Source organism: Sphingomonas sp. PvP018 (genome assembly GCF_017876865.1).
GTDB classification, from domain to species: domain Bacteria; phylum Pseudomonadota; class Alphaproteobacteria; order Sphingomonadales; family Sphingomonadaceae; genus Sphingomonas; species Sphingomonas aerolata.
The window spans coordinates 590,487-613,259 of sequence record NZ_JAGIOU010000001.1; the positions used below are offsets into that span (position 1 = coordinate 590,487).

Below are 22,773 nucleotides of genomic sequence, written 5' to 3' on the forward strand. Positions count from 1 at the left end.
AGCCGATGAGCAAGGCCAAGGGGTTTCACTGCCTTTTACATAGCGTTGTACGCAGTCTTAGACAGACCGCCTACCATATGACCAATCAAAGGCGTTCGTTACGCCACACTACTGCAACGGCCCTTCGTTGATCGCGTCGACAGCTTTAGCGACGCGCGCCCAATCGTAGTTGTCTGGATCATCACCCATTATATCAAGCAGCATAGCAACGACGGGCGCGGATTCTCGCGGGCCATGTGTCTCGATGACCGCCCACGCCTTCAGCCACACTTCTCGATCACTCATCATCGAGCAAGGCTATGCGTCAGCGGCCGAGCCGGGCAGACTATCTGCACAGCGCAATAAGCGGCTTTAAGGGTCCAGCCTTCCGACGAGTGCTCCAACAGCAATCACGGCCGCAATGAGCGCCCAACCCTCCCACGTTCGCGGCGTCCATCCTATGCCAACAACCTTTGGCTGAAACCATGTCCTAGGATCGTTCATTTTAACTCCGTTACCGTCGAGTCGTCGGTAGGCCTGGATAGGATAGACCTTACGACACGCCGGGCAAAACGTAACATCACCGCCATGAACGACCTGACCACCTCGATTGTCGGCATCGACTTTCCGAACGAGGACAAGAGCAAGAGCAACCGGCGTATGGAGTGCATGCTCTGCGCGCCTGGCGACGCGGTCGAGCTGCGCCTCGAGCCGACCAACCCCTACGACGAGAACGCCGTTGCCATCTTCAGCGAGCGCGGGACGCAGCTGGGCTATGTCAGCGCCGAGCGCGCGCCGCTGATCGGCAAGCGGATGAAGGAGGGCGAAGCGATCGCAGTCTTTCAAGCGATGCACGGGAGCGGGGCCTATATCCGGATCCGGTTCGGAGGCGGGTTACCTACCCTGCCCCCGCCCGTTCCCGACGTTCCGAAGCGCCCGCCTCCCCGTCACGCGCGGCCGGCGCAGCGACCGGTTTACGATCCCCACGCGTTCTATCCGGACGAAGAAGCCCCGAGTGGGGAGCCTAAACCGGGCCGCTACTTGCCTACCGCTTGCGCCCGCTTGGCAGAAACAGAGACCACGTCAATCTGAAGTAAACCACTAGTTCGATGGTCGCTATCACCCAAAAAGTTCTCTTCGTCGTTATCACGCATGCCGCATGTTTCGGGCCTTCTAGACAGTCGCCCATCGTGAAGATGGATAGCACGATAAGGCCGCCAAGTACGAACCCGACGCTCCAAATGATGAAAACGACGATCTTCAACGGGTTCACTGAACACTCCATCCCCGGCTACCCAGCTCGCGCACCTATGCGCCGCTCAACACGCAAAGTCTCGCGGATGCTATCCTGACGAGGAAGGGCCAGAATGGGGAGCCTAGATACCGATTCGCTGCTTCCGAGAACAAAAGTTGTACCGAGGGAAAATATTTCGAGCGATCAATTGGTCTCTTGATTATCGCGTAACCCCGAGGAATCCGCGCGTCGCGCTCACATTAGAGCTTGACGGCGTTACGAACGTGAGTTTTCCGGCGAGCCGCAAACTTGCATCGGCAAGCACCGTCACGTATTCAGAACAAGTTGAAGGCACCGGGCCTGAAACGCAGAAACCGCACGTAGGTGATCAGACCCAAATGCGGTTCCTGGTAAACAGCACACCTTGAGGGAGGAGCGCTGCCGTGGTTCGCCAAAGGGTATATTCCGTACCTCGAGGTCGGTCAAGGTTCCTCCCAAAGGGACATAAGGAACCCTTTATATGACCCAGACCGACGACAACCGACAGTATCAGCTGACGATCCGGGGGCGCTCAATCACCGAAGATGAGCGCGGTTGGATATGTCTCGACGACCTATGGAGTGCTGCTGAGGGAGACACCTCTAAAAAGCCGGCTCATTGGAGAATTGGAAAGGCAGCGCAGCGGCTAGTTTCCGCCCTCGCGGAAAAGATCAGAATTTCTGATAATATGTCGAACGATAACGAAGCCGCTGTGATTTATGCCAAGCCGGGCCGGGGTAACAAGGGCACGTTTGCTCACCCCGTAGTAGCAGCCGCGTACGCCGGATATCTTAGCCCTGCGCTAGAGGTAGAGGTCCGCGAGGTATGGCTTCGTTACCGAGCCGCTGATGAAACGCTCGCTGATGACATCCTGCAGCGTGCGAGCGCCGAAGCTAATCAATGGGCGGGCGTGCGAGCGCTGTCGAGATCGAAGCGGGTGGCTTTTACGGACACCTTGAAAGACCACGGCGTCGAAGAAAAGGGCTACATGCATTGCACAGAAGCGACGTATACCCACCTGCTTGGAGCCCCATCGTATAAGCTGCGCGCGGAGCGCGGTTTCAAGAAGGGGAATTTGCGTGATCAGTTCAACAGTTCTGACCTCGCCTTCATCATGGCAGCAGAGTCGTTGGCAGCCGAGCGGATCGAGGAAGAGAACCGCCATGGCAATGCCGAGTGCATTCAAGCTGCGGGATTAGGCGCGGCAGCAATTCGAGCAGCCGTCGAGGCGGATCGAGCAAGCCGCAAGCGCGCAGCTTAACGATCGTGCGCAGGCTCCGGCCTGCGCACCTTCAAGCCTAGGCTGCCTCGTCAGGAAGCTTGCGCGGGGCCAGCCCCGTATAGGCTTCATGCACAGGAACCGGCGAGCACGCCCGAAAGTGCCTCGCCGTCGATCGGCCACCACAGATCGCGCACGGATGGCGAGCGTCACCGGGGTAGATCATGTTCGGGTCGGTCATCACTCGTCCTTGTCGTTCCGCGTTGTCAGGATGACACCTTGCCTCATCTTCGACCAACTGGTCGAGGTGGTTCCAGCGCTTCCGGCCGCTCATCGGGGCTTCAGTCGAGTTGTGCCAGGCACGGGCTTACCGAGGCGACGCAGCAGCCAGTCCGGCAGGAGCGAGGCCCCGCTGCAGATGATCCGCATCTGCGGAGGCAGCGGGCGCTCCGGTGGGCGGGCGGGCACGTCTTACCGGAAGATCTCAGGATGAAGGCGTTGCGCCGTCCGTGCCATGACGGCGTGCTGTAGCGCATGGATGTGAGCGCACGGCTCAGGGCCAGTGACGCCGCATTCCAGTAGCGCGTTCCATGCATCGCCGAGCAGCAGGACCGCCTTCTTCTCCGCTGCGGTCATCGACCGGGGCGCTGCAAGGGTATTGGCGACGCAAACTTCAGCGAACGCGATGGCACTAGGTCGGAAGTCGGTGGGCTTCAGCCAATCGGCTTCCTTCATAAGATCCTTGAGGCTCTTTTCGACAATGATGCGCGCCTCCGCCTCCTGCGCATCCGTCTCCGCTTGCTGTTCACTCGAATCGGTCATGCTGCAGCACTCCTGCATTTAGGATTGAGGGTGTCGATTATCATTCGGCGAGCTCCGCGGCGGCGGGCTGCTTGTAGTTCGCACGGACCAACGCGGCGGCGAGCGGCGGGCATACCGAGTTGCCACACATGCGGATCTGCGCAGTCTTCGTAAGAGGCTTTCCGTTCGGGCCGATCGGATCGATGACATAGTTCGGAGGGAAACCCTGCGCGGCGAAGAGCTCGCGCGGCGTCAGCATGCGCATCCCGATGTCGACGATCTGATACGGCTCGCCCTGGACCATCACGAGGCCGAACCGATCGCGCGTGGTCACGCTGCCTAGCGGCGCGTCGATGTCGTGCCCCTCGTCGCTGCTCTCCCCGCCATAGTATTTCAGAAGGAAGGCACGAACCTCGCCGACATGCAGACCGCCGGCGGTGATCGCGGGTACTGGCTCATCGACCGGTCCGTCCCGGCGGTCCGATCCCTTCAAGCTGATCAGGTGCGCTGCAACCACCCCCTGATGCGATCCGGTCGTCGTGACGGTCGACATGGGCTCTTTGGCGCTATGCCCTGGGTGAATTCTTCCGTGAGGCATCGTATTGTGCTGCGCGAGGAACGCCGTCACCAGTGCGCTCTTCCCGCCACCGCCAGCCATCACCGTACCAAGCGGCTCACCGATCGATGCCCCAGCGCTGGCGCCGAACTGCCGCTCGATCGTCGCGGCGACAATGCCGAGCGGAACGTTCCCGCCTGGCCGCTTGATATAGCTGTTCGATGTGATCGTGTGCAGCGGCTCGTCCGCCGCATGTCCGACCGAGCCCTCATGGAACTTAGTGATATGGGCGGCGATCAGGGTGTTCTGATCCTTCGTGGACGCGCAGATCGTGTGCATCGGATTCTCGACGCTACGGTTGCCACCGCCCTGCTGGGCATAGGACACGATCGGCACGACCAGAGCATGCCTATTTTCCGTCGGCTGCGTAGCTAGCGGCTCGTCTAGACTCTGCCCCCGGAATCCGGAACCCGGTTTATCGCCGTAATAGGTGACGATGAATGGCTGCGCGCTGTCGATGACGTAGCGCTGGATGCCCTTCGCGATCCGCGCCATCGTCGCGTCGGCCAGTGGGCGCTTCACGCCGATCGCGCGGCCCTCCTCCTTTGTCAGAAAGATCGACGGGCACGGGATCGACCAGTCGATGCATTCGGCTGCGGTTCGATAAGGAGCTGGCGTGCCGGGCCCGTTCGTCTCTTCGGGCCAGACGATCGGCAGGCCGTCGCACCGGGCGATCAGGCACAACCGCTTACGGATGGTCGGCGTGCCATAGCGCGACGCCTTCAGCACCTTCCACTCGACCTTGTATCCATGGCGGCGGAGCGCGGCGATCCACTTTGCGAATTCCTCGCCGTTGCGGCCGGGAATGCGTTTGCCCTCGTCGTCGAGCGGCCCCCAGGTCAGGAACTCCTCGACGTTCTCGACCTTGATCACAGCCGGCTTCAGCTTCGGTCCGAGACGCTCGACCCATGACACCACGACCCATGCCAGGTCACGGATGCCCTTCTCGCGCGGCTTGCCGCCCCGGGCATTCGAATGGTGTGTGCAGTCGGGCGAGAACCACGCCAAGCGGACCGGCTGGGGCGTTCCGTCGATCGTCACCGCGTCGAGCGGGTCGATGCTCCAGATGCTCTGGCAATGGTGCCGGGTCCGTGGGTGGTTCGCAGTGTGCATCGCGATCGCTTCCTCGTCGTGGTTGATCGCCACATCGATGTCGCGGCCTGTCGCCGCCTCGATCCCGGTGGAAGCCCCGCCCCCGCCCGCGAAGTTGTCGACAATGATGCCGATCGAATAATCCCGGTGGAACGGGAGGGCCGCGGGGATGACGCCATCGAGCATGTCCGGCGTCTTCATGCCGGGCCTCGCAAATTAACTGGAATGACGCTCAGACGGTTTTCCATTTCACACCTCTTCTCTCGGTGGAAACAGTGGAGGTTTTCTGGTATTCTCGCGTCAGAAGCGCAGAGTTCTGCGGTGTCGGGTTAATTGACAGTTAACCAAGCCCGACCCTGCGCAAACGGCGCAATTCCGCGCTTGGCACGACCGTTGCTAGGTTGCGGCAATGTGGAAACGTTTCTGCCGCCTGTTCGTGATCAAGACCAAGTTCGAGGCGTATCTCGTCATCTACGGGCTCGGTCTCGGGGCGGTCGAACGTGGCAGCCATTATCTGGAGCAGTATCCCGGCTATGGCGGCTGGCTGCTCGCGGCGGCCTGTTCGACCGCGGTGTTCATGGCGGGCGGGCGGCTGATCGACTCGGTCGACCAGTCGCGCGACTGATCGCGCTTTTGCGGCCAACAGTATAAGTTCGTCGCACACCGCGTCCGCGGGCCTATCTGGGAACGTAATGACCGGGCTCACACATCTGCAACGCCTCGAAGCCGAGAGCATCCACATCCTGCGCGAAGTCGTCGCCGAGGCCGAGCGCCCGGTGATGCTCTATTCGGTCGGCAAGGATTCCGCCGTGATGCTGCATCTGGCGAAGAAGGCGTTCTTCCCCGCGCGTCCGCCCTTCCCTCTGCTGCATGTCGACACGACGTGGAAATTCCGCGCGATGTACGATTTGCGCGATCGTGCGGCAGCGGAAGCCGGGATGGAGTTGATCGTCCACACCAATCCCGAGGCGAAAGCGCTGGGGATCAACCCGTTCGACCATGGCAGCCGCCACACCGACATGTGGAAGACCGACGGGCTGAAGCAGGCGCTGACTGCGGGCGCCTATGATGCGGCGTTTGGCGGCGCGCGGCGCGACGAGGAGAAGAGCCGCGCCAAGGAGCGCATCTTCAGCTTCCGTTCGGCAAGCCATGGATGGGATCCGAAAGCGCAGCGCCCCGAGCTCTGGCGTGTGTACAATACGCGGATTGCGAAGGGTGAGAGCATCCGCGTCTTCCCGCTGTCGAACTGGACCGAACTCGACATCTGGCAATATATCCTCGCCGAGGGGATCGAAATCGTCCCGCTCTACTTCGCCGCGCCGCGGCCGACCGTCGAGCGCGACGGGATGCTGCTGATGGTCGATGACGAGCGGTTTCGCTTCCGCGAAGGCGAAGTCGCGGTCGATCGGTCGATCCGCTTCCGGACGCTCGGCTGCTACCCGCTGACCGGCGCGGTCGAAAGCGAGGCGGCGACGCTGCCCGACGTCATCCAGGAGATGCTGCTGACGACGACCAGCGAGCGTCAGGGCCGCGCGATCGACCATGATCAGGCGGCGAGCATGGAGAAGAAGAAGCGCGAGGGGTATTTCTGATGTCCGCCTATACGCCCGAGGCGCTGATCGCGTCGGATATCGACGCCTATCTCGATACGCATGCGAACAAGTCGATGCTCCGCTTCATCACCTGCGGCTCGGTCGATGACGGCAAGTCGACGCTGATCGGCCGGCTGTTGTATGATTCAAAGACGATCTTCGAAGATCAGCTCGCAGCACTCGAGGCGGACAGCCGCCGGGTCGGCACGCAGGGCCAGAATATCGACTTTGCGCTGCTGGTCGACGGTCTTGCCGCGGAGCGCGAACAAGGCATCACGATCGACGTCGCCTATCGCTTTTTCTCGACCGAAAAGCGGAAGTTCATCGTCGCGGATACGCCGGGGCACGAGCAATATACGCGCAACATGGTCACCGGCGCGTCGACCGCGGACCTTGCCGTCATCCTGATCGATGCGCGCAAGGGCGTGCTGACCCAGACCCGCCGTCACAGCTATCTGGCGCACCTTGTCGGCATTCGCGAGATCGTACTCGCGGTGAACAAGATGGATCTGGTCGGCCATGACGAGGCGCGGTTCGACGCGATCGTCGCGGACTATCGGGCCTTTGCCGCGTCGATCGGTATCGACCGCTTCACCGCGATCCCGCTGTCGGGACTGACCGGCGAAAACGTCGCGACCCAGGCGGCGACGATGCCCTGGTACACCGGATTGCCGCTGCTCGCGCATCTCGAGACCGTGCCGATCGACGTCGACGCGCGCCAGGCGCAGCCCTTCCGGCTGCCCGTGCAATGGGTGAATCGCCCCGATCTCGATTTCCGCGGCTTTGCCGGCATGATCGCCAGCGGCACCGTGCGTCCCGGCGACAGCGTACGGATCGTCCCGTCGGGAAAGACGACGACCGTCGCGCGGATCGTCGCGCTCGGCGGTGATCTGACCGAGGCGGTCGCCGGCCAGTCCGTGACGATCGCGCTCGCCGACGAGGTCGATTGCTCGCGCGGCGACGTGATCGCCGCCGCCGATGCGCCGCCCGAGGCCGCCGACCAGTTCCTCGCGACCATCGTCTGGATGTCCGACACGCCGCTCGTACCCGGCCGCGGCTATCAGCTGAAGCTTGGCACCCAGGTTGTCGGGGCGACGGTCCAGCCGCCGCGTCACGTCGTCGACGTCAACACGCAGGCCGAATTGTCCGCCTCGACGCTCGCGCTCAACGATATCGGGGTCGCGGAGGTCTATGCCGATCGCGCGATCGTGTTCGAGCCTTATGCCGACGGCGCTGATCTCGGCGGGTTCATCCTAATCGACCGCGCCACGAACGCGACCGTCGCGGCGGGCATGATCGGATCGGCGCTGCGCCGTGCGCAGAACGTCCACTGGCAATCGATCGACGTCACGCGCGAGGCGCATGCCGCGCAAAAGGGTCAGTCGCCCAGGATTCTCTGGTTCACCGGCCTGTCGGGCTCGGGCAAGTCGACGATCGCGAACCTGGTCGAGAAGAAGCTGTTCGCGCTCGGCCGGCACAGCTTTCTGCTCGACGGCGACAATATCCGTCACGGGCTCAACCGCGACCTCGACTTTACCGAAGCCGGCCGGATCGAGAATATCCGCCGGATCGGCGAGGTCGCACGGTTGATGGCGGATGCCGGGCTGATCGTGCTGACCGCGTTTATCTCGCCGTTCCGCGCCGAGCGGGACATGGTGCGTTCGATGGTCGCCCCGGGCGAGTTCGTCGAGATCTTTGTCGACACGCCGCTTGCGTCTGCCGAGGCGCGCGACGTCAAGGGGCTCTACGCCAAGGCACGCGCCGGCGAGATCGCCGACTTCACCGGCATATCGAGCCCGTATGAGGCACCGCAGCGTCCCGATATCCGGATCGATACGACCCGCGAGAGCCCAGAGGCCGCAGCCGAGCGCATCGTCGAACATGTCATCGGCGTCTGGAGCTACGACCTGTGACGACCGACCTGACCGATGCGGGACTCGCGCGCTCGGTGGCGCTAGAGGCAGGCGCGCTCCTGCAGGAAATCCGGGCGCGAGGGACGATCACGGGGGCGGCAATGGGGGCTGCGGGCGACCGCGAGGCCAATATGCTGATCATCGAGCGGCTGCGCGCCGAACGCCCGAACGATTTCATCCTGTCCGAAGAATCGCTCGACGATCGCAGCCGCTGTGCGGCGCAGCGTGTCTGGATCGTCGACCCGCTCGACGGCACACGCGAATATGCCGAGGGCCTCGATGACTGGGCGGTGCATATCGGCCTTGCGATCGATGGCGTCCCGCGCGTCGGTGCGGTTGCGGTGCCTGCGCGCGGTGCGGTCTTCGCGACCGACGATCCGGCAAGGCCCTGGGCACCCGCAGGCGAACCGCTGCGGATCGTTGTCAGCCGCTCGCGAGCGCCGGACATCGCACGTCGCGTAGGTGTCGCGATGGGGGCGACCCTGGTGCCGATGGGATCAGCGGGCGCCAAGGCGATGGCCGTCGTCGATGGCCGGGCCGACGCCTATCTGCATGACGGCGGTCAGTATGAATGGGACAATTGCGCCCCGGCGGCGGTTGCGATCGCCGCGGGACTCCACGCGTCGCGGATCGACGGCAGCCCGCTTGTCTACAACTGCGTCGATCCGCTGCTCCCCGATCTCCTGATCTGCCGTCCCGAACTCGCCGCGTCGATCCTCGCGGCCCTGGCCGCAGCGCGCGACTAGTCGGCCTTGGGCCTCACGTGGAGATAGCGGCTCGAAAAGTCCGCGACCTCGCGCAACGCGGTCCAGCTTGGTATGTCGATCCGTCGCTTTGTGCGGACGATCAGTCCCTCGCTTTCGAGTAGCTTCATCGTCCGGTTGACATGGACCGCGGTCAGCCCAAGCGCGTCGCCGATCTGTTCCTGCGACATCGGCAATTCATAGCCCCTGGCCCCGTCGAGACCCTGCGCGTCGAGCCGCGCCGCGAACTCGCACAGGAAATGCGCCAGCCGGGTTCGCGCATCGCGCCGCCCGACGTTCAGCGCCCATTCGCGAAAGATCGATCCCTCGACCAGCGTGTTGACGAACAGTGCATGCCCGATTGCCGGATGCGACAGGGCTAAGCTCTGCAGCGCTGTGCGCGGAATGATCGCCACTTCGGCGCGCGTCAGCGTCTGGACGTTGTGATCCGCGAGGTCGAGAAACAGATGCTGAAGATCGAGCGGCTCGCCGGGAATGTGCAGCGACACGATTTGCCGCAGCCCGTCGCCGGTGACCTTCTGGCGAAACGCATAGCCCGAGACCAACACCGAGCAATGCTGGAGACTGTCGCCCTCGCGGACGAGATAGGCCGATGCGTCGAAGGTGCGGACATGGTGCGGCAGGGCCTGGATCGCCTCGCGATCATGTCGGTCGAGCGTCGCATGGGTCTCGAGCTTTCGGATCATCAGCGCGAGGGGCGATGTTGCACTCGTTGCGGGGGTCGGGGACGATGGAGCGATGGCCAATGCAGTTCTCCAGTCGGTGTGACGGGAGCGCGCGCATCTCTCTGTCGTCGGCGGTCAGGAACGGACCAACGATGGTAGCGCTATAGCAGGCTGGCGCGCCACGACCAGCACCGTGAATTGGGGGCCGGTCAGAGGGCTTGGTCCTCAGCGCGGATGCAGGCGGGCCAGCGCAATCCCGGCGAGATTGTGGGACCGGCCGACATGGCGGATCTTCACGGTCTCGAACGTCGCGGCGAGCGTCTGAAAAACTTCGCGGTGCGCGCGAAGCGCCGCCGATCGACAGCGCGCAGTACCACGCGCCTGCCCCACCACCAGCGCGGAGTCCCCGCGCAGATCGACCGAGACCGCGCCAAGCTCGCGGGCAACGCGCAACGCATGGATCGCCGCCAGCCATTCCGCATCACTGTTTGTGCCGTGGCCGCAATCGTCCAGGATATGGGTCACGCCGCGAACGACGACTCCGATCTCGATGCGCCCCGGATTCGGACGACAGCCGCCGTCGAAGAACAGCTTAAGCGGAACGCTGGACATCGTCGTCACCATCCGGGGAGGTCCGGCCCGCCCAGGCGAGCGCGCCGCCGACGACCAGCAGGATCATGCCTGCCTTGCCGGAACCTCGACGCAGTGCACCAAGCCCGCCAACCGCGAGGAGAACCGACGGCATCGGCGCGCGCGCGGCACGCGATGCCGCCGCGGTCTGCGCCGTTCGCACGCCACGCCGCGGCTCTGCTATCTCGGGTGTGTCTGATGGAGGGGGCGCCGTCACCGTCGCATCGGCGACGGCGGCACCGCGCGCACCGGCCGGACGTTCGGGCCCGGTGGTCGTATCGCGGGTGGTGCGATGCTCAAGCTCTGCGTTGAGCTCGGCGCCGAGCAGGAAGACATAGGCGGACAGCCACAGCCAGGTCAGCAGCACGACCACCGCGCTCAGCGAGCCGTAGGTCGCGCCGTAATTCCCGAAATTGGCGACGTAGAAACCGAAGCCGACCGTCGCGGCGAGCCAGATCAGCGTCGCTGCAAGCGACCCCGGGGTCAGCCACGCCCATTTGGCATGCGCGCGGTTCGGCCCGTACCGGTACAGGCACGCCGCTGCGGTGACGGCGAGCATTGCCAGCACCGCATAGCTGATAAGCCGCAGCAGCGTCAGGACGAAATCGGGAGCCCCCGGAATCATGCTGTCGAGCAATGCGAAGGCCGCGGTCGACAGTGCTGCAGTCAGCGCCAGCACCACCGCGCCCGCGGTGATGGAGAATGCGAGGATGTACAGCGCGAAGAACCCGCGGGTCTCGCGTTCCTCATAAGCGATGTTGAGCGCGGTGACGATCGACGATGCCCCCTTCGACGCACCATAGAGCGCAAGCGCGAGTGCTAGGATCAGGCCAAACCCCTTCTTGCCCTCGGACGTGCCGACCACGGTGGCGAGCTGGTCGCCGATGACCTTGGCTGCGTCCGCCGGCAGCACCTGGAACAGGCCGCGGATATTGGCGACGACGGTCGCCGTATCCGCGACCAGGCCGTAGATCAGCACGATCGAGGCGAGCAGCGGCACGATCGCAGCGAATGCGTAAAAGGCGGTGCCGGCGGCGATCAGCCCGATATTGTCGTCGCTGGCTTCCGCCCAGCTGCGTTTCAGCACCGACCACCAGGTGGCCATCGACATCGACCACGGGCTCGTCGCGTCGACGGGCGCGTCGTCGTTTGCCACTGCATTGCTCACTCAAAGATCCCCTTGGCCGCCCATCGCGCCGTCCCGACCCCATGCAAACGCCGCGGCCGCGATTTCGTGCCGCGACCGGAACAGGTCAGAGATCGCGCAATGCCCGGGCTGGCCTCGCGCTAAGGATCGGCCAGGCCCCGATCAGCCCGATCGCCATCGTCAGCCCCGCGCCCGCCACCAGCGTCGCGACCACCGCCGGATAGCTCGGCAGCCATGTGAACGCGAAGACCTGCGTGACGACATACCACGCCCCCCCCAGCCCCAGCAGCAGCGCCACCACGGACAGGATCACCGTCAGAAACGCATATTCGAGTGCCTGGACGCCGAGCACCTGGAGACGGGTCGCGCCGAGCGTGCGCAGGATCACCCCGTCATAGGTCCGCGCTTCGCGTGCCGCGGCGATTGCGCCGATCAGCACAGCGATACCGGCGAGGATCGCAACCGACGCCGCCGCGGTGATCGCGGTCGCCATCTGCCCCACGATCGTCCGCAATTGCCCCAAAACGTCGCGGACCTCGATCACCGAAACAGACGGAAACCGCGGCAGCAGCGCGCGCATCACCGCCCCCTCCTCGCCACGGTCGAGATCGATCGTCGCCGCCAGATTATGCGGCGCGTCGGCGATCGCGTTGGGGGAAAAGACCATGACGAAGTTGAAACCGAGCGTGTCCCAGCTGATCCGCCGGAACGAGGCGATCCGCGCGCTCCGCTCGACACCCAGCAGGCTGTACTGGATCGGATCGCCGATCTTCAGAGCGAGCGCCTTGGCCAGGCGCTCGTCGATCGACACCAGCGGCGGTCCGGCATAGCTGCGCGGCCACCAGCGTCCGGCGGTGATCTGGCTGCCGTCCGGCAGCGTCTCGGCATAGGTCAGGCCGCGTTCGCCACGCAGCGCCCAAGCGCCTTCGGGCAAGGTCTTGAGATCGGCAACGCGCGTCGTCGCATAGCCCGTGATCGTGCCACGCATTGCGGGCACGGTGGTCACGACCGGCTTGCGCGCGGCCTCAGCGACCGTCCGGCGGAATTCGGCTTCGCGCTGCGGCGGGACGTCGAGCGCAAACAGCGCAGGCGCGCGCTGCGGAACGGTCTGCGCGATATTCGCATCGATGCTCGTCCGGATTGCCGCCAGCAGGACGAACAGCGTCAGCCCCAGGCCGAGGGCGACCACCAGCGTGCCGGTCCGAGCGCCGGGACGGTGCAGTGCTGCAATCGCAAGCCTGAGCAAAGGCTGGCGAGCCCGCGGCAACCGCGCAGCCGCGATCCGGATGACCCAGCCGAACCCGGCAAGGAGGAGCAGCACGGCCGCAACCGCCGCGAGGAATGCGGCGCTGAGCCCGGGCTGTTCCGCGGTCAGCAGCGCGAGCGCAACGAGCGCAAGCCCGCCACCGGCAACCCAGGGCAGCGTCCGGCGCAACGGTACGCGCCGCTGGCCGGCATTGCCACGCAACAGCACGACCGCCGGCACGCTTCCGGCTTCGACCAGTGCTGGCGCGGTAAAGGCCAGCGCGATCACCATCCCATAGGCGGCGGCAAGCAGCAGCGGCACGGGCTGCACCGCGAAGCTCGGCGCGACCGGCAGCACGTCGCCCGCGAGCGCGACGATCAACGGCACCGCCGCGGCGCCGGCGATCAAACCGGCTAGAATGCCGATCCCGGCAACAACGACGATCTGGATCAGGTAGACCCGGGCGATCATCCCGGACGTCGCGCCAAGCACCTTGAGCGCGGCGATGCTCTGGCGCCGTGCGGCGAGATAGGACGAGACGCCATTCCCGACGCCGATACCGGCGATGACGAGCGCGGAGAGGCCGACGAGCAACAGGAACTGGCCCATTCGCTGGACGAAGCGTTCTGCACCGGGCGCGGCACGGTCGCGGGTCTTGCTTTCCCAGCCCGCGGACGGGAATGCCGCCTTGATCCGGTCGACCGCGCGCGTGGGCGCGAGTCCCGACCGGAGGCGGACGCGATATTTGGTCTCGTACAGGCTGCCCGGCTGGATCAGGCCGGTCCGCGCAATCCCGGGCAGCGAAACGATCGCGACGGGGCCCAGCGTAAAGCCTTCGCCCAGCCGGTCAGGCTCCTCGGCAAGGACATGGTCGACCACGAACTCGGCCGTACCCAGCCGGATCCGGGCGCCGCGGCCGACGCCCAGCCGGTCGGCGAGCGCGGGCGCGATCCAGATCCCCGAGTCGCTTGGCGGCTCCGCTGCGCCCCCATCGGCAAACCGGACCGTGCCGTATAGCGGATAGGACCGATCGACGCCCTTCAGTTCGATCGGGACGCTGGCCGCACCGCGAACCGCCGTCGCCTGCATGCGCACCGTCTCCGATACGGTGCCGAGCGCGGCCATCGCGCGGCGCTCTTCGGGCGTCGCGGCGCGTTGCGACGTGGCGAATTCGACGTCGCCACCCAGGATCGTGCTGCCGCGACTTGCCAGTTCGCCGTCGATCGCGCGGGTCAGGCTGCCGATCGCCGCCAGCGCGCCGACCCCCAGGAACAGACAGGCAAGCAGCAGTCGCAGGCCGCGGAACCGGAGATTGAGCTCGCGCCTGGCCAGACGCCAGGCGAGCCGCCAGTCGGTCATGCCCCCGCGCCCGTCACGGACCGCAACTGGTCGCGGACGATACGCCCGTCACCAAGCTCGACGACCCGATCGCACCGCGCCGCAAGGACCGGATCATGCGTGATGATGATCAGCGTCGCGCCCGTCGCCGCGCGTCGGTCGAACAGCAGGTCCATCACCGCCGCACCCGTCGCGGCATCGAGGTTGCCCGTCGGCTCGTCCGCGAAGACGAGGTCCGGCCGCGGTCCCAGCGCGCGGGCGATAGCGACACGCTGCTGCTCCCCGCCCGACAGCTGGGTCGGATAATGCCCGGTTCGGTGGCCAAGCCCGACCGCCTCCAGCTCATCGGCGGCGCGTGCGAACGCATCGGCCATGCCGGCAAGCTCCATCGGGACGGCGACGTTTTCCAGCGCCGTCATCGTCGGCAACAGATGAAATGCCTGGAGCACGATGCCGATACGACCACGCCGCGCGCGCGCCAGCGCATCCTCGTCGAGCGCGCCGAAATCGAGTCCCGCAACCTCGACCTCTCCGCCGCTCGCCTGTTCAAGCCCGGACAGCACCGCCATCAGCGACGACTTGCCCGACCCTGAGGGCCCGAGCAGCGCCACGCTGCTGCCCCGCGCAATGTCGAGATCGATCCCCTTGAGGATCGCGGTCGCCGCACTCGCGCTGCCGAGCGTCAGCGTGACATTGCGGGCCGATATCACCATATCGTCGGAGGTTGATCGGGACATGGAGCACTTTACGTTGGAGCGATACAGGCCTTCATATGTGGCAGTCGCCGCGGTTCTCCAAGCGCTGGTCCTCGCGGGGTGCGATCGGGTGGCGGATAGCTCGGCCCCTGTGGCGGCCACCCGCGGCGCGGGCAACGACACGGCCGTCGATGGTACGGCGGTCGCGATGCCTCCCGCGCCTACCGGTCGCGAGCGCCTGATCCTGGCCTTTGGCGACAGTCTGTACGCGGGGTACGGCGTCGCGCGCGGTCACAGCCTGCCCGACGTGTTGCAGGCGACGCTCCGCCGCAAGGACGTCAACGCGACGATCGTCAATGCCGGCGTCTCGGGCGACACCAGCGCGGCGGGGCGCCAGCGGTTTACCTTCACGCTGGACAGCCTGCCCCGCAAACCCGATCTCATCCTGCTCGGACTGGGTGGCAACGACGTGCTGCGTCAGATCGCGCCCGCGGAGACCCGCGCCAACCTGACCGCGATGATGGACGAGGCGCGCCGCCGCAAGATCCCAGTCGTGCTGACGGGCATGCGGGCGCCTCCCAATCTCGGTCCCGAATATCAGGCGGCGTTCGACACGATCTGGCCCGATCTTGCCAAAACCTATGGTGCGGGCCTCTATCCGTTCATCCTCGACGGCGTGATCGGCGACGCTGCGCTGATGCAGCGCGATCATGTCCACCCGAACACACGCGGCATCGATCGGATCGCCGATCGATTTACGCCGATCATTATGGGACAGCTCGATAAAGGCTGATACGGACCAATCGACCTGTTGACGACCGGACGAACCGCATGGTTGAGCATGGGGTCACGAGCGGTCGCAACGGGCAGCCGAGATGGGCAGCCGACAGGGGCCGCCGACAAGGGCGAATGCAGGGGCGGAACGATGCATCGAAGTGGGTTGATCGCGCGGCTCGAACGCCATCTTGCGCTGACGGAAGAAGAACGCGCCGCGATCTCGCGCGCCGAGCAACGCGAGATCCGGCTCAAGCCTGGCGAGATCCTGATGGCCGAGGGCGGGACGAGCCATGCACTGTTCGTCGTCCATTATGGCTGGCTGCATTCGGCCGCGAGGCTCGCGGCCGGCGGACGCCAGATCCTGCGCTTCCACTATGCCGGCGACCTGATCGGCACGTCCAGCATCGCCTGGTCGCAGGTCTCGGCGACGCTGACCGCGGTGTCGGACTGTACCGTCACCGAACTGCCCAAGGCCGATCTGGGGCAGATCTTCCGCCAGCAGCCGCGGCTCGCCGGGCTGCTCTATGCCATCGCCGCGGCCGAGAATGTCGCGATGAGCGACCGGCTCACTTCGATCGGCCGCAAGGGCGCGGCGGAGCGGCTGACCACGCTCCTCCTTGATATCCTGGCGCGTCTGCGGGTCACCGCGGGTGGCGTGATCGATTCGTTCGACCTGCCCCTGACGCAGAGCGATATTGGGGATGCGCTCGGCTTGACCAAGGTGCACGTCAACCGGACGATCCGCGCGCTCGAGCGTGACGGTGTTATCGAGCGGAACGGTCGACGGGTCCGGATCCTCGACCCGGAGCTACAGATGCGGCGGACGGGCTTTGTCGACCGCTACGGCGAGATCGAGACGGCGTGGCTGCCGCCGGCGCCGTAACCACGGCGCCAATCCGTTTGGCGGTCAGTTCGGCTCGACGACGAAGAGCGTCACGCCCTCATATTTGATGTCGTGCGGGTTGAAGACGGCGTCGGGCCGGAACCCCTCGTCGATCACGACAATATCCTTCAGCCCGGCGAGCTTGAACGTGCCGAGCTTGATCTCCTTGGGCGGCTGTCCGTCGCGCTGCAGCGTGACCGCGTCCACAAACACGTCATCATGGCGCGTGAACAGGATATGCGGCGCGAGTTTGACATGCATCCGGTTGTAGACCGCGGTCACGCACTGGCGCAGCGCGATCGCTTGCAGCAGCAGCGCGTTGGCGTTGCTGGGGACGGAACCGGGTGTCGAAGAAGCAGGCATATGGTGCATCGCAGCATTGTTTAATGGTGTCGCGGCGTTCGCACGAACGCCGGCGGGGTGACAAGCGTAAACCGACGCCGCGGCGGGCTCAAGCCGCCGCGTCGACGCTGTCGGTGTGGACGTCGAAGCCCACGAGCCGCGCTGGCCCGAACGTCGTCGTGAGCGCGGCATCGGTCGCGTCGCGGCCGCGTGCCATCAGGATCCGGCCGATCCGCGGCTGGTTGTGTCGCGCGTCAAACGTATGCCAGCGCCCGCCGAGATAGACGTCGAACCAGGCCGAGAAATCCATCGGCGCGTCGACCGGGGGAATGCCGATATCGCCGAGATAGCCGGTGCAATAGCGCGCCGGAATGTTCATGCAGCGGCACAGCGTGATCGCCAGATGCGCGAAGTCGCGGCACACGCCCTGCTGTTCCTGATGCGCATCCCAGGCGGTCTTGGTCGCCCGCGCATGATGATAGCCGAACTCGATATGGTCGTGCGTAAACTGCACGATCGCCTGCACGCGTGCCCAGCCTGAGGGCACATGCCCGAACAGCGACCAGGCAGTTTCGGACAGCCGGTCCGTCTCGCAATAGCGGCTGCCGAGCAGGAAGACGAGGATCTCGTCCGGCAGGTCCTCGACGGCATGCTGGATGGCATCCGGATCGGCCGGGTCAGGCTGCCCGTCATCCTCGATCGTGAAGTCGCACGACAGCGTCAGGCCGCCGGCGGGGACGGTCATGCGCGTGCAGACATTCCCGAACGCGTCGAGATAATCGTAGATCGGGACGTCGGGGCTCGCGACGATCCGGTGCGGGGTGACCAGATCGCGGTTGCGCGACGGGTGAAGGCTCAGCATCGCCATCAGCGGCGTCGGAACATCGGCTTCGAAGCGAATATCATAGCCGGCGCGAATCAGCATGCGGTCGTCTTTCTCATGCCCGGACCGGCTGCGGAGCGAGCGGGGTTGTGGCTGTAGGGGCGGCGCTCGGCTCGTCGACCGCGATGTCGACCGAGACGGTCATGTCGAGGAAGCTGCCGGGGAACCCCGCCCAGCTTCCCGAGATCGGCACGGCCTGATAGATGTCGCGGGCGATCGCGACGCGGATCAGCCCGCGACTGCCGATGATGCCGTTGGTCGGATCGAACTCGACCCAACCCGATCCCGGCAGATAGATGCGGACCCAGGCATGCGTGTTGCCGCCCCCCGTCCGCTGCTCGCGGCTCGATGGATTATAGACATAGCCCGACACGAACCGCGCCGCGAAGCCGAGCGCGCGCGCCGCTTCGATCATCAGCATCGCATAATCGCGGCAGGTACCCTTGCGCCGGGCAAGCGTCTCGATCGGCGACTGCGTCCCCTTTTCGGGGCGCGGCACATAGGTGAAGTCGCGCCGGATCACCGCGGTCATGTCGGACAGCATCGCCAGCGTATCGGTCCGCCCCGAGGGATCGAGGAACCGCCGCGCCCAGCGATCGATCTCGCGGTGCGGATCGTGATGCTGGCGCTCGATCGACCGCAACAGGTCGGGCATGTCCTCGGACGAATAGGTGAACGGATAGGAGCGTGCGTACTGCTCGATATCGACCGTCGCGAGTTCGGCGGGGCTGTGATCGAGCCGCACCCGGCTGTCGAACACGAGTTCGCGCGCACGGCGATCGAAGGTCGCGATCGCCACCGAATTGCCGAACACGTCGTGCAGCCAGCGCACCTCCGACGGTTCGGGGGTTATGGTCAGCTCGGCCGAAATCAGCTGCTGGTCATGGCTTTCGCGCGGACGGACCATGATACGGTGCTCGCCAAATGCTACCGGTTGCCGGTAAGTGTATCTCGTCACGTGAGAAAGTGTGAGAAATGGCATTCAGGATCCGTATCGCATGACCAATCGGACCGAGGGACCGCTGATCGCGGCAGGAGACAGGCCTCCGACCGTCATCGTCAACCCGAAAGGCGCATCATCGTTCCTCCTGATCGGCGATCATGCTGGAAATTCAGTGCCCGTGTCGCTCGGGTCGCTCGGTCTCGACGATGCCGAACTGGGCCGGCACATCGGCTGGGACATCGGCGTCGGCGAGGTCGGGCGCCTGCTCGCAAACCGGCTCGACGCGGTCTTCATCCACCAGACCTATTCTCGGCTGGTCGTCGACTGCAACCGGAGCGAGACGCAACCCGATGCGATCGCCGAGACCAGCGACGGCACGCCCATCCCCGGCAATCGCGACCTGAGCGAGGCGGATCGAGCCGCGCGATATGCGGTGATCCATGCGCCCTATCATGCGGCGATCGCGGCCGAGATTGCACGCCGTGATGCCGCCGGACAACCGACCATTCTGGTTGCGCTGCACAGCTTCACCCCGGCGATGCGCGGCGCGGACGGAGCGGCAATTCGGCCCTGGCATATCGGCATCCTGCACGATGGCGGCGACACGCGCTTCGCCCTCGCGATGCTCGAGGTACTGGCGGATGAGCCCGACCTCGTGGTGGGCGACAACGAGCCCTATCGGATGGACCTGATTGACTATACGATCCCGCGGCATGCCTATCCTGCCCGGCGTTTCTATGCCGAAATCGAAATCCGCCAGGACCTGATCGGCGCACCCGACGGCTGCGCCGCCTGGGCCGAACGCGTCGCGTCCGCCCTGACATCCGCCAGCGCGCGCGTCCGTTCCGCATGACACCAAACTTCCCGGGGATCGACCACCGCCTGTCTCGCGTTTGACGACCCGGGTCCAGTGACGCCGGCTGCATGGCTGGTCGTATGCCGGACCCGAGTTGGTGTTCCTGCGAGTAGAAAATTCGATGCCCTCGAGTCCGAACAATGTCCCCGGGAACGACCGTCAGCGCGTATCGGGACGTCCCGGCGAAGGCGACTATCGCGAAGTGTTCACCGCGATCGATATCGGCTTCGGGCTGGTCGATCTGATCTTCGACGGCGATCGCGTGGTCGATTGTCGGTTCCTGGAAACGAACGCGCAATTTCTCCGGCAGACGGGCTTGCGCGACCCGGTCGGACAAACCTGGCACGCGCTGCAGCCCGCACTGGATGGCGACTGGATGGGGACGTTCGGCGAGATCGCCCGGACCGGGCACGCAACCCGGTTCGAGACGCGCGTGGCGCAGGGCGATCGGCGCTATGATGCACAGGTCGCGCGGATTGGCGAGCCGGGCTCGGTCAGGATCGCCGTGCTGCTCAGTGACGTGACCGAGCGGCACAGGACAGAGACGCTCGCCCGCGAGGCCGAGGAACGGTTGCAGCTGGCGCTTTCGGCCGGGGGCGGGATCGGTACCTGGGACTGGGACATCGCCCGGGATCGCGTCACCGCCGATGCCCGGTTCGCTCTGCTGTACGGGGTGGATCCGGCAGCCGCGGCGGCGGGCGCACCGATCACGACGTTCTTTCAAGGTATTCATCCGGACGACCGCGCGCGTACCGAGCAGGCAATCGAGGCGGCGGTCCAATCGGGCGGCCCCTTCGAAGCCGAATATCGCTTGCTCGAGCGCGACGGGACGATCCGCTGGGTCATCGCGCAGGGCCGCTGCGAGCGCGCGGCCGACGGGACTGCGCTACGTTTTCCCGGGATCAGCTTCGAAATCACCGCCCGCAAGCTCGCCGACGTGCGGCAAACCGCGTTGCTGGCGCTCGGCGATGCGATTCGCGATCTGACCGACCCTGCGGCAATCGCCTATGCAGCGGCCGAAATCCTCGGCCACGCCCTGCAGGTCAGCCGGGTCGGCTACGGCGTGATCGACACCCTTGCCGAGACGATCACCGTCGAGCGGGACTGGAATGCGCCGGGGACTCGCACCCTGGCGGGCATGCTGCAGTTCCGCGACTATGGGTCCTATATCGAGGATCTGAAGGCAGGGCGCACGGTCGTGATCGCCGATGTCGAGCGCGACCCGCGCACCGCTGCGGGTGCTGCCGGCCTGAAGGCGATCAGCGCATGGTCGTTCGTCAACATGCCGTTGCTCGAACAGGATGCGTTCGTCGCGCTGCTCTATGCCAATCACGATCAGCCGCGAGTCTGGGCGGACGAGGAACTCCAGCTTATGCGCGAGGTCGCGGACCGGGTGCGTGCGGCGACCGAGCGGCTGCGTGCGGAAGCAGCACTCCGCGAGAGTGAAGAGCAGTTTCGCGTCTTCGCGCAAGCGGTGCCTAGCCTGATCTGGGCGGCGCGTCCCGATGGCGAGATCTACTGGGTCAATCAGCAGGTCTATGATTATGCCGGTATCTCGCCCGGCGCTCTAACCGGATCCGGCACCTGGCTGTCACTGGTTCACGCCGACGATCGCGAAGCCACGGCGACGACGTGGCAGGCCGCACGCGATACGGGCACTACCTATGCCGCCGAGTTCCGGTTGCGTAGTGCTGATGGCGGCTACCGATGGTTTCTTGCTCGCGCGGAGCCGGTACGGACCATCGGCGGCCAGATCACGCGCTGGGTCGGCACCAATACGGACATCGACGATGGCCGCCGGCATGCCGCCGAACTGCTCGCCTGGACCGAAACGCTCGAGGATCAGGTCGCCGCGCGCACCCGCGAGTTGATGGATGTCGAGGCCGCGCTGCGCCAGAGCCAGAAGATGGAAGCCGTGGGCCAGCTGACCGGCGGGCTGGCACACGACTTCAACAATCTGCTGACGGGGATCATGGGCAGCCTCGAATTGCTCGGCATCCGCATCGCACAGGGACGGCTGGGCGATGTCGAGCGTTACTCGCTTGCCGCACAGGGTGCCGCCAAGCGTGCCGCGGCGCTGACGCACCGCCTGCTGGCCTTTTCGCGGCGGCAGACGCTCGACCCCCGGCCGACCGACGTCAACCGGTTGATCGGCGGCCTGGAGGAGCTCGTGCGCCGGACGGTCGGGCCCGATGTCGCCGTCGAGGTGGTCGCCTCCGCCGGGCTGTGGTCGACGCTCGTCGATCCCAACCAGCTTGAAAACGCGATCCTCAACCTGTGCATCAACGCGCGCGATGCGATGCCAACCGGCGGGCGGCTGACGATCGAGACGGCCAATCGCTGGATCGACGCGCGGATGGGCCGCGACCGCGATCTCGAACCCGGACAATATGTCTCGCTCTGCGTGTCCGACAACGGCACCGGCATGCCGCCCGAGGTCGTCGCCAAGGCCTTTGATCCGTTCTTCACGACCAAGCCCTTGGGTCTGGGCACCGGGCTCGGCCTGTCGATGATCTACGGCTTTGCGCGCCAGTCGGGCGGACAGGTTCGGATCTATTCGGAGGTCGGGGAAGGCAGCAATATCTGCATCTATCTGCCGCGGCATTTCGGTCCGTCGGACGAGGACGAACCGCAGCCCGACTTTGCCGAGGCCCCGCGCGCTATCCGTGGCGAGACGGTGCTGATCGTCGACGACGAGCCCACCGTTCGCATGCTGGTCGTCGAGGTGCTCGAGGAACTCGGCTATGCCGCGATCGAGGCCGCGGACGGGCCTGTCGGCCTGAAGATCCTGCAGTCCGACACGCGCATCGACCTGCTGGTCACGGATGTCGGATTGCCGGGCGGTATGAACGGGCGGCAGATGGCGGATGCCGCGCGCGTCGGCCGTCCGGACCTCAAGATCCTCTTCATCACCGGCTATGCCGAGAATGCGGTGGTCGGCAACGGCCATCTCGATCCGGGCATGCACGTGATGACGAAACCCTTCGCGATCGACGCGCTGGCCGGCCGTATCCGCGATCTCATCCGCCTGCCCTAGTCCACATGCCGGCCACCCCTGCCCGGGTTGTGCCAATCCATGACGGAAAGTTCATTTAAGGGGTTTAACGCCGTTTCGGCCA

Annotated in this window: 20 protein-coding genes; 10 read left to right on the forward strand and 10 right to left on the reverse strand. The window is 65.4% G+C overall.

Annotation, left to right across the window (positions count from 1 at the left end; all coding sequences use genetic code 11):
• Positions 1–567 precede the first annotated feature (567 nt).
• Positions 568–1,071: an HIRAN domain-containing protein gene (locus tag J3A66_RS02505; RefSeq protein WP_209566878.1), complete on the forward strand. Its 504-nt coding sequence runs from the start codon at positions 568–570 to the stop codon at positions 1,069–1,071.
• 662 nt (positions 1,072–1,733) lie between these two features.
• Positions 1,734–2,513, forward strand: coding sequence for a KilA-N domain-containing protein (locus J3A66_RS02510; protein ID WP_209566880.1), 780 nt, complete (start codon positions 1,734–1,736; stop codon positions 2,511–2,513).
• Positions 2,514–2,942: 429 nt separating this feature from the next.
• Here the strand turns inward: J3A66_RS02510 and J3A66_RS02515 are convergent, their stop codons facing one another.
• Both J3A66_RS02515 and J3A66_RS02520 read right to left on the reverse strand, forming a co-directional pair.
• Entirely contained in the window at positions 2,943–3,293 is a 351-nt protein-coding gene (locus J3A66_RS02515) for a hypothetical protein (RefSeq protein ID WP_209566881.1), read from the reverse strand.
• A 40-nt stretch (positions 3,294–3,333) separates the two neighbouring features.
• The gene (locus J3A66_RS02520; protein WP_209566883.1) at positions 3,334–5,181 is read right to left on the reverse strand and encodes a DNA cytosine methyltransferase; all 1,848 of its coding nucleotides are present in this window, start codon (positions 5,179–5,181) and stop codon (positions 3,334–3,336) included.
• 208 nt (positions 5,182–5,389) lie between these two features.
• Between J3A66_RS02520 and J3A66_RS02525 the strand changes: the two genes are divergently transcribed.
• The 4 genes from J3A66_RS02525 to J3A66_RS02540 all read left to right on the forward strand — a co-directional run bounded on the left by J3A66_RS02525 (position 5,390) and on the right by J3A66_RS02540 (position 9,231).
• Entirely contained in the window at positions 5,390–5,605 is a 216-nt protein-coding gene (locus tag J3A66_RS02525; protein WP_031441137.1) for a hypothetical protein, read from the forward strand.
• A 67-nt stretch (positions 5,606–5,672) separates the two neighbouring features.
• Positions 5,673–6,572, forward strand: coding sequence for a sulfate adenylyltransferase subunit CysD (cysD, locus tag J3A66_RS02530; protein ID WP_245336679.1), 900 nt, complete (start codon positions 5,673–5,675; stop codon positions 6,570–6,572).
• Positions 6,572–8,485 carry a sulfate adenylyltransferase subunit CysN gene (gene cysN, locus J3A66_RS02535; protein WP_209566885.1) on the forward strand — a complete coding sequence of 638 codons (1,914 nt, stop codon included), beginning with the start codon at positions 6,572–6,574 and terminating at the stop codon, positions 8,483–8,485. The genes cysD and cysN overlap by 1 nt, the downstream gene beginning before the upstream one ends.
• On the forward strand, positions 8,482–9,231 hold the full coding sequence (locus tag J3A66_RS02540) for a 3'(2'),5'-bisphosphate nucleotidase CysQ (protein ID WP_348633972.1): 750 nt from the start codon (positions 8,482–8,484) through the stop codon (positions 9,229–9,231). The genes cysN and J3A66_RS02540 overlap by 4 nt, the downstream gene beginning before the upstream one ends.
• Here J3A66_RS02540 and J3A66_RS02545 read toward each other — a convergent pair.
• From J3A66_RS02545 to J3A66_RS02565, 5 genes are all read right to left on the reverse strand, one after another.
• Positions 9,228–9,935: a Crp/Fnr family transcriptional regulator gene (locus J3A66_RS02545; RefSeq protein WP_209566887.1), complete on the reverse strand. Its 708-nt coding sequence runs from the start codon at positions 9,933–9,935 to the stop codon at positions 9,228–9,230. The two genes, J3A66_RS02540 and J3A66_RS02545, sit on opposite strands and share 4 nt — an antisense overlap.
• 204 nt (positions 9,936–10,139) lie before the next feature.
• Positions 10,140–10,538 carry a ribonuclease HI family protein gene (locus J3A66_RS02550; protein ID WP_245336680.1) on the reverse strand — a complete coding sequence of 133 codons (399 nt, stop codon included), beginning with the start codon at positions 10,536–10,538 and terminating at the stop codon, positions 10,140–10,142.
• Complete coding sequence (locus J3A66_RS02555) at positions 10,507–11,712, reverse strand: YihY/virulence factor BrkB family protein (protein WP_348633973.1); 1,206 nt, start codon at positions 11,710–11,712, stop codon at positions 10,507–10,509. The genes J3A66_RS02550 and J3A66_RS02555 overlap by 32 nt, the downstream gene beginning before the upstream one ends.
• An 85-nt stretch (positions 11,713–11,797) precedes the next feature.
• On the reverse strand, positions 11,798–14,296 hold the full coding sequence (locus J3A66_RS02560; protein ID WP_209566889.1) for an FtsX-like permease family protein: 2,499 nt from the start codon (positions 14,294–14,296) through the stop codon (positions 11,798–11,800).
• Positions 14,293–15,012, reverse strand: a complete 720-nt coding sequence (locus tag J3A66_RS02565) for an ATP-binding cassette domain-containing protein (protein ID WP_056408049.1) — start codon at positions 15,010–15,012, stop codon at positions 14,293–14,295. The genes J3A66_RS02560 and J3A66_RS02565 overlap by 4 nt, the downstream gene beginning before the upstream one ends.
• Before the next feature lie 109 nt (positions 15,013–15,121).
• Between J3A66_RS02565 and J3A66_RS02570 the strand changes: the two genes are divergently transcribed.
• Both J3A66_RS02570 and J3A66_RS02575 read left to right on the forward strand, forming a co-directional pair.
• On the forward strand, positions 15,122–15,763 hold the full coding sequence (locus tag J3A66_RS02570; protein ID WP_348633974.1) for an arylesterase: 642 nt from the start codon (positions 15,122–15,124) through the stop codon (positions 15,761–15,763).
• A 132-nt stretch (positions 15,764–15,895) separates the two neighbouring features.
• Positions 15,896–16,630, forward strand: coding sequence for a Crp/Fnr family transcriptional regulator (locus tag J3A66_RS02575; RefSeq protein WP_209566899.1), 735 nt, complete (start codon positions 15,896–15,898; stop codon positions 16,628–16,630).
• 24 nt (positions 16,631–16,654) lie between these two features.
• Here the strand turns inward: J3A66_RS02575 and J3A66_RS02580 are convergent, their stop codons facing one another.
• The 3 genes from J3A66_RS02580 to J3A66_RS02590 all read right to left on the reverse strand — a co-directional run bounded on the left by J3A66_RS02580 (position 16,655) and on the right by J3A66_RS02590 (position 18,837).
• Complete coding sequence (locus J3A66_RS02580; protein WP_042467360.1) at positions 16,655–16,993, reverse strand: hypothetical protein; 339 nt, start codon at positions 16,991–16,993, stop codon at positions 16,655–16,657.
• Between the two features lie 88 nt (positions 16,994–17,081).
• Positions 17,082–17,897: a transglutaminase family protein gene (locus J3A66_RS02585; protein WP_192070295.1), complete on the reverse strand. Its 816-nt coding sequence runs from the start codon at positions 17,895–17,897 to the stop codon at positions 17,082–17,084.
• Positions 17,898–17,910: 13 nt separating this feature from the next.
• On the reverse strand, positions 17,911–18,837 hold the full coding sequence (locus tag J3A66_RS02590; RefSeq protein WP_209566901.1) for a transglutaminase family protein: 927 nt from the start codon (positions 18,835–18,837) through the stop codon (positions 17,911–17,913).
• 16 nt (positions 18,838–18,853) lie between these two features.
• Between J3A66_RS02590 and J3A66_RS02595 the strand changes: the two genes are divergently transcribed.
• Positions 18,854–19,651 carry an N-formylglutamate amidohydrolase gene (locus tag J3A66_RS02595; RefSeq protein ID WP_192070299.1) on the forward strand — a complete coding sequence of 266 codons (798 nt, stop codon included), beginning with the start codon at positions 18,854–18,856 and terminating at the stop codon, positions 19,649–19,651.
• 124 nt (positions 19,652–19,775) lie between these two features.
• Positions 19,776–22,691, forward strand: coding sequence for a PAS domain-containing protein (locus J3A66_RS02600; protein ID WP_209566903.1), 2,916 nt, complete (start codon positions 19,776–19,778; stop codon positions 22,689–22,691).
• Positions 22,692–22,773 lie beyond the last annotated feature (82 nt).